This is a genomic window from Streptomyces sp. NPDC002835 (assembly GCF_053591995.1).
The window spans coordinates 22,387-28,753 of record NZ_JBSFUW010000059.1 but is presented as its reverse complement, the minus strand read 5'-3'; the positions used below and the strand labels follow the sequence as shown (position 1 = coordinate 28,753).

Annotated in this window: 5 protein-coding genes and 3 pseudogenes; 5 read left to right on the top strand and 3 right to left on the bottom strand. The window is 67.6% G+C overall.

Annotated features, from left to right (window positions below):
* Positions 1-175: 175 nt before the first annotated feature.
* Together ACWD01_RS34920 and ACWD01_RS34915 are read left to right on the top strand one after the other, a co-directional pair.
* A pseudogene (locus ACWD01_RS34920) lies at positions 176-460 on the top strand (transposase family protein); the annotation flags it as partial.
* Positions 461-489: 29 nt separating this feature from the next.
* Complete coding sequence (locus tag ACWD01_RS34915) at positions 490-699, top strand: hypothetical protein (protein ID WP_451167677.1); 210 nt, start codon at positions 490-492, stop codon at positions 697-699.
* Between the two features lie 3 nt (positions 700-702).
* Here ACWD01_RS34915 and ACWD01_RS34910 read toward each other — a convergent pair whose 3' ends face one another.
* Positions 703-1,233, bottom strand: a complete 531-nt coding sequence (locus ACWD01_RS34910) for a hypothetical protein (RefSeq protein WP_451167675.1) — start codon at positions 1,231-1,233, stop codon at positions 703-705.
* Between the two features lie 94 nt (positions 1,234-1,327).
* Here ACWD01_RS34910 and ACWD01_RS34905 point away from each other — a divergent pair.
* Positions 1,328-1,510: pseudogene (locus ACWD01_RS34905) on the top strand (hypothetical protein); the annotation flags it as partial.
* A 42-nt stretch (positions 1,511-1,552) separates the two neighbouring features.
* Positions 1,553-2,577, top strand: a pseudogene (locus tag ACWD01_RS34900) (IS630 family transposase); the annotation flags it as partial.
* A gap of 62 nt (positions 2,578-2,639) precedes the next feature.
* Here ACWD01_RS34900 and ACWD01_RS34895 read toward each other — a convergent pair.
* Together ACWD01_RS34895 and ACWD01_RS34890 are read right to left on the bottom strand one after the other, a co-directional pair.
* Positions 2,640-2,954: a hypothetical protein gene (locus ACWD01_RS34895; RefSeq protein ID WP_451167674.1), complete on the bottom strand. Its 315-nt coding sequence runs from the start codon at positions 2,952-2,954 to the stop codon at positions 2,640-2,642.
* A 215-nt stretch (positions 2,955-3,169) separates the two neighbouring features.
* Positions 3,170-5,011: a diguanylate cyclase domain-containing protein gene (locus ACWD01_RS34890; protein WP_451167672.1), complete on the bottom strand. Its 1,842-nt coding sequence runs from the start codon at positions 5,009-5,011 to the stop codon at positions 3,170-3,172.
* A 595-nt stretch (positions 5,012-5,606) separates the two neighbouring features.
* Between ACWD01_RS34890 and ACWD01_RS34885 the strand changes: the two genes are divergently transcribed.
* Complete coding sequence (locus ACWD01_RS34885; protein WP_451167671.1) at positions 5,607-6,359, top strand: site-specific integrase; 753 nt, start codon at positions 5,607-5,609, stop codon at positions 6,357-6,359.
* Positions 6,360-6,367 lie beyond the last annotated feature (8 nt).

Below are 6,367 nucleotides of genomic sequence, written 5' to 3'. Positions count from 1 at the left end.
GATGAAAGCGGCGGCCCGAGTGCCACATCGACTGTCGCCCGATGGGCGCGAAACCGCTCGGGCCTGCACGCGGCAGCGGACGCCGTCGGCTCCTCCCGATCCGGGGTCTGTACGGTCAACGGCCCTGTCTCACTTTCGATGGTGACGGAGAGTTGTGAGGGTCGTTGACGTACGTGTGGAGGATGTCAATCAGCTTGTGCAGACGGTGTTTTCAGGTCTTTCCCCGGCTGGTCATAGAGGATGTGGCCGACGAGGCGAGCGGATCGTACTGCGGGCACGGACTCCGCAGGGCACCGTGGTCTGCCCGGTGTGCGGGGCGTCGTCGGGGCGGGTGCACGGATCTCATCTGCGGACGGTGGCCGACGTGCCGGTCGACGGACGGCGGGTGGTGGTGCGGGTGCGGGTGCGGCGCTTGGTTTGTCCCACGCGCGGCTGCCGGCAGACCTTCCGTGAGCATGTCTCATCCCCGGCCGCCAACCGGGGCAGCCGATGAACCCGGGCAGCCTCCAGGCCCACCTACGCGAGATCGGTGTCCCGCCACAGCGCGGCAGGACCTCCGCGATCCGCCAACTTGTCCTCCAAGCCCCGGCCCCCGTCATCGCGAAGGCACTCGGCTACCACGACAAGACCGCCACCCGCCTGGTCACCGAAGCCGGCGGAACTTGGAGCCGATACGCCCCCGGCGACCACAGCCGGTGATCGCTACAGATCTCCCGTCTCGCCCGCTTCCACGAAACGGACGACGCAGCGGCGGACGTGCTCAAGGAACTGCGGCAGATTGTCGGCGACCTTGTCGAACTCTGCACTGTCCAGGGACGCGGTCCGAGACCGGTGGATCGCGCCGCCCCGGTCTGCGACATAGAGGATGCCGCCACCATTCGAAGCGATCACCATCCCATGAGGATCGTCCGCTTCCGAGAGGGAGACCGGCCCTTCCTCCTCGACCCGGTGCAGGACATCGCACGCCGAGTGGACGAAGAAGCCGTTGCCCACATCTGGCAGCACGACCTCCCCGATCGACTCGTAGAACGTCAGCAGATCCTCAAATCCCTGAAGCTCCCGGCCACCGTCATGGACAGCCCGAAGATCCTCTTTACTGGCGATCCGGACTTCATTCGTGCCCGGCTCGTAGCCGTTCTTCTCCTCGAACGTCAAAACCATGGAGCTCACCGCATGCGTGGTCTCGTCACGCCACCGTGACAGCCATTCAGCCGAGTACGAAAGCTGATCCATGGCCCGGATCATGCCACCGTCGCCTTCAACGCGGACCCAGGGACCCCGCATGAGTGGTCGACGCAGAGTGATAGCGCTCCGCATCCCAGCCTGAATGCGCGACACCCCAACATGCGAGCCCACCAGTCCCGAGGCCGTGATCACCGCGCATGAGCTGCATCTGTTCTTCTCGCCGACGCGGGAGGCGGCGGCGTGGGCGGCTGAGCGGATGGACGCTGATGGCCATCAGCTCGCGCTACTGCTGGCCCTGAAGTCGTATCAGCGGATGGGGCGGTTTCCGAAGCCCGACGAATACCCGGAGGTGGTGATCGACTTCGTCCGCCGCGCGATGATGCTGCTGGCCTCGGCCGGCGGGAACCGGGTGCCGGTGATCGCTCAGCTGGTCCAGGCCGACGAGGACACCGTCCGGGATGTGATCCACCGGTTCAACGAGATCGGCCTGGCCTGTCTGGACCCTCAGTGGGCGGGAGGCCGTCCCCGCCTGCTCAGTCGTGACGACGAGGACTTCGTCGTCCGGACGGCCACCATCCGCCCGATCAGGCTCGGCCAGCCCTTCACCCGCTGGTCGCTGCGCAAGCTCGCCGCATACCTGCGCAAAGTCCACGGCCGGGTGATCCGCATAGGCCGCGAGACGTTACGCGGCCTGCTCGCCCGCCGTGGTGTCACCTTCCAGCGCACCAAGACCTGGAAGGAGTCCCCGGACCCCGAGCGCGACGCCAAGCTCGACCGCATCGAGGAAGTCCTGGATCGCTTCCCGGACCGCGTCTTCGCGTTCGACGAGTTCGGCCCTCTTGGAATCCTGCCCACCGCGGGCTCGGGCTGGGCCGAACAAGGGCGTCCCGGCCGGCTGCCGGCGACCTACCACCGCACCCACGGAGTGCGGTACTTCCACGGCTGCTACTCGGTCGGCGACGACACCCTGTGGGGCGTCAACCGCCGCAAGAAGGGAGCCGTGAACACGCTGGCCGGACTGAAGTCGATCCGCGCCGCCCGGCCCGACGGCGCCCCAATCTACGTGATCCTGGACAACCTGTCCGCCCACAAAGGCGCCGACATCCGCCGCTGGGCGAAGAAGCACAAGGTCGAGTTGTGCTTCACCCCGACCTACGCCTCCTGGGCGAACCCGATCGAAGCCCACTTCGGACCCTTGAGGCAGTTCACCATCGCCAACTCGAACCACCCCAACCACACCGTCCAGACCGGGCCCTCCACGCCTACCTGCGCTGGCGCAACGCCAACGCCCGCCACCGCGACGTCCTGGCCGCCGAACGCAAGGAACGCGCCCGCATCCGCAGCGAGAAAGGCATCCGCTGGGGCGGACGCCCCCTCGCAGCCGCGGCCTGAACGCAACCCGGCGAACCTATGCGGGGATTGCCACGGCACTGCAAGGGCGCCAAGTGCTACGTCTACCGCTGGTCCACCGACCGTCGACGTGCGCGTCGGACGAGAATGACTACGGTCGCCATGCCCAGGACGACGAACCCGAGTGCCCCAGCCACCCCGGCTTCGAACGGCGGGCCGGAGATCGGCACGACCAGGGTCTCACCGGAAGTCGTTGTCACCTCACAACCCCGCCCGGTGATCGTGGCGCCGCTGAAGTCCGGATGCAGCTGTCCCTCCAAGCACTGTTTTGCCTTGCGGCCAGCCGCCGCCGCCCAAACGGACAGACCGCCGCAGAGCAGCATCCCGATAAGCAGGACTCTGCCGATCGTGAGTCTCATGATGGCAAGAACCTTTCCCGTCCGGGGGCACGACCGCAGCATACGGCTGCGGAGCCGCCTGGCCCGGGTGAGGTCGGCGAGGCTGCTTCCTGCTCTCCACGGTAAAGCGCTCCACACGACACGAGGTGAACAGCAGCAACCCGGTGAACCTATGTGGTCACAGCACTAGCGGTACCGGCCTGGCCGCCGCACGATCCGCATGCGGCGGAGTCTCGTCAGCCGTTCGGTGTGCCGCTGTGAGCGTGCGGGGGCTGTGTGTGGTGCAGGCGGATGCGGCCCTTGCCGGCGGCTTTGGCCACGTACATGGCCAGGTCGGCCTGGTGCAGCAGCTGGTCCGGTGTGATGCCCGGTACGGCCACGGCCATGCCGATGGAGGCTGACACCTCTGCCTTCATGGTGCCGATCGGGTACGGCTGCGTCAGCGCGGTCAGGATTCGCTGGGCGACCTCTTTCGCACTCGAAGGGGGATGTGCTCCCGCCTCCCACTCGAGGAGGGCCGCGAACTCGTCGCCGCCGAGGCGGGCCACGGTGTCCCCCGCCCGTACGGATTCCTGGAGCCGACGAGCGGCATGCCTCAGGACGGTGTCCCCTGCCGCGTGCCCTGCCGAGTCGTTGACCGCTTTGAAGCCGTCCAGGTCCATGTAGAGCACCACGGGCGGGGCCGCATCCGTGGTCCGCTTCCGCAGGGCGTGGGCGACCCTGTCGGCGAACAGGGCCCGGTTGGGCAGGCCGGTCAATGCGTCGTGGAAGGCCAGGCGCTCCAGTTGCACCTGCTGAGCGACCCGCTCGCTGACATCGCGACTGATGAAGATCAGTCCATCGGGGTGGTGGTTGATCGTCGATTCGACGTGGCGCCAGCTTCCGTCGGCGGCCTGCACCCGGCATGACACCCGGCGGCCCGGCCCGCGGATGTCCGATTCGGCGTCCTGCCGCAGTATCTGGACGGCTTGCATCAGCGTCTCGCGGTCGTCCGGGTGGGTGTACAGGGGCAGGCGGGCGCCCACAAGGTCCTCAGGTCGGTAGCCGTAGACCCAGAGGGCGGCCGGGCTGACGTACAGCACACGCTCGTCCGGGGAGACGATCGTGATCACGTCGGAGGTGCGGTCGACCAACGTTCGGTAGTGATCCTCGCGTACCGCGGACTCATGCGTGATTCTCAGGTGGTCGGCGTGGATGACACCCTGGCGGACGCCGAGCCCGAGAAGCACCGAACCCGCCAATGCCGACATCACCGTATCGATGGGACCGCTGGCGACGGTGTGGGCGGCGATGGCCAGCGCACAGAAGACCACGGGCACGAACGCCGCCACCACACCGATGACGGGCATCATCCGCTGGTCGAACCCCACGACGCTCACGCCGCCTGGCAGCCACGGCGCCACGGCGACGAGGAACAGCCCGACGAGTGAGCCTGCCGCGGCCAGGGGGATCCCGTCCCATGCGCCCGGCTCTGGTGGCAGGATCCGAAGCACGTCGCCCGCGGCCAGAGCAGCAAGCGCCAGGACGGCCACCGTGGTCGCCGTACGCTGGGCGTGCGGCAGGCAGAACCGCAAGGCGACCAGCAGCCCGAACACGAGGATGTCCGCCACCACGCGGCCGAGACCGAGGAACGATGCCGATCCGTCACCGCCCCAGTCGGCGCGATGCAGCAGCAGGACCCAGCCCACCGTGAACAAAGACCCCGCGATCAGCCAGCCGTCCAGCAGCCGCCGCAACCGGATCAGGGTCGTACCGTTCTCCGTGGCTGCCATGACCATCGCAGCGACAGCGCCCCCCAGGCATGCGGCGATCCCGACGCATGCCAGCACCCGGACGATGGGAAGGAAGACGCCCGCGGCATGGCGCGCCGCGCCCATCTGATCTACGAGGACATAGTGAAGGCCGCCTGCGACAACCGAGATGGCGGACAACGTGAGGCGTAGGCGGACTCTGCCCGCGACGGTCCGGGCGCGTACGAGGAGGGAGACTGCGGCTGCCCCGTGTGCCGCCGGCACGGCGATGCCTGCCGGCGCGACGACGGCCAGCACCACGCCCGCTATGACGGCGACGGCGGCCACCACCACACTCTCAGACAGAGCCTGGCCGGCTTTCGTGACACGCAGCCGGCCGAGGCGAGCAGTGCGGCCAATCCGGTCACGACCGGCCGACGCCTGGATCATGCAAACCCCTGACGATGATCGAGCCCGGAAGAGCAGAGCCACACGATGTCCGGAACTCCCCGGCGGTTACGAGAGTAGGACGATCGTTTCGTGTGCCGCAGGACAGCTTGAGAACTATCACCTGAAGTAGCGAGAAAACCGCCCGTTGAGCATGACCATGCCCGGATACGGGTAACTAGCGCCTTTCCAGCAGTACTTGAGCTTTGACTGAGGTGTGACGCATGGATTCCCGAGGATGCGGTGTGGCGTAGGACGCCGAAGGCTGCTCTGCCGCACGTCTGCCGTCCAACCTCCGCGATAGCTACCGCCCTCGAATGCGGCCTGTCGCAGATCACAGTCGTCGAGCAGGGAGTCGGGCTGGATCAGTTCCGATCCAACGATCGGTATCGAACGTCGGCCGGCATCGCCCGACCGCACCAAGGCTCTCGCGCAGAACCAGATCGCCGCCCTGTGGCGCCTGGACGTGGCCCTGCGGGAGAAGAGGTGCTGGAAGATGCTCTACGAGTCCGCCGCAAGGGCCGACGAGGTGCTGTGTTGGAACGTGGAAGACCTGAACCCGCAGGACAAGCGGGGGAAGATCACCGCCAAAGGCGGGGCGGCGGAGTGGATTCACTGGCAGTCAGGCTCTGCCCAGCTCCTGCCCTGTCTGATCGCCCGACACACCCGCGGCCCGCTGTTCCTCACCGACCGCAAGGCCCCGGCCGGAACACCCACGCTCGATATCTGCCCGGAGACCGGCCGGGCCCGGCTCTCCTACCGCCGGGCTGAGGAGGAGATCCTCGAGGAGAACACTTGGCTGCTGGCCAACGCCCTTGCATCACCCGAGGACATCGAGGACCTGGATGGGTGGACGCTTCACCGGCTACGCCACAGTGCCCTGACACACGATGCCGAGGACGGCACCTGCACTCCGATGCTGCTGGCCCGGTCCCGCCACGCCTCCGTCCGCTCCCTGGAGCGCTATGCCCGTCCCGGGGTCGACGCGGTCGCCCAGCACGTCGCGTCACGCGCCCCGGCAGCCGCCGACGAGGCTGGGCCGGAGCACTCGCTGCGACTCCCGCTACGGACAGAACTCCTCGAACTTCACGGCTGTCAAAGACACTGGCTGCCCCGTCAGCTCGGCTCCCGCTGGGGTTGTGGCTGCACACCTTCCAGTTCCACTCCACCAAGATGCTGCGCACTGGCCGGAGGTCAGTCGCTTCGATGCTGGTGGAGGGATCCAGGGCACCGCGTGCAACCTTCATAACTTGCTCT

Coding starts and splice junctions, on each gene's coding strand:
- ACWD01_RS34885 (WP_451167671.1), top strand. CDS start 5,607: ATGCTCTACGAGTCCGCCGCAAGGGCCGACGAGGTGCTGTGTTGGAAC.
- ACWD01_RS34910 (WP_451167675.1), bottom strand. CDS start 1,233: ATGGATCAGCTTTCGTACTCGGCTGAATGGCTGTCACGGTGGCGTGAC.
- ACWD01_RS34915 (WP_451167677.1), top strand. CDS start 490: ATGAACCCGGGCAGCCTCCAGGCCCACCTACGCGAGATCGGTGTCCCG.
- ACWD01_RS34895 (WP_451167674.1), bottom strand. CDS start 2,954: ATGAGACTCACGATCGGCAGAGTCCTGCTTATCGGGATGCTGCTCTGC.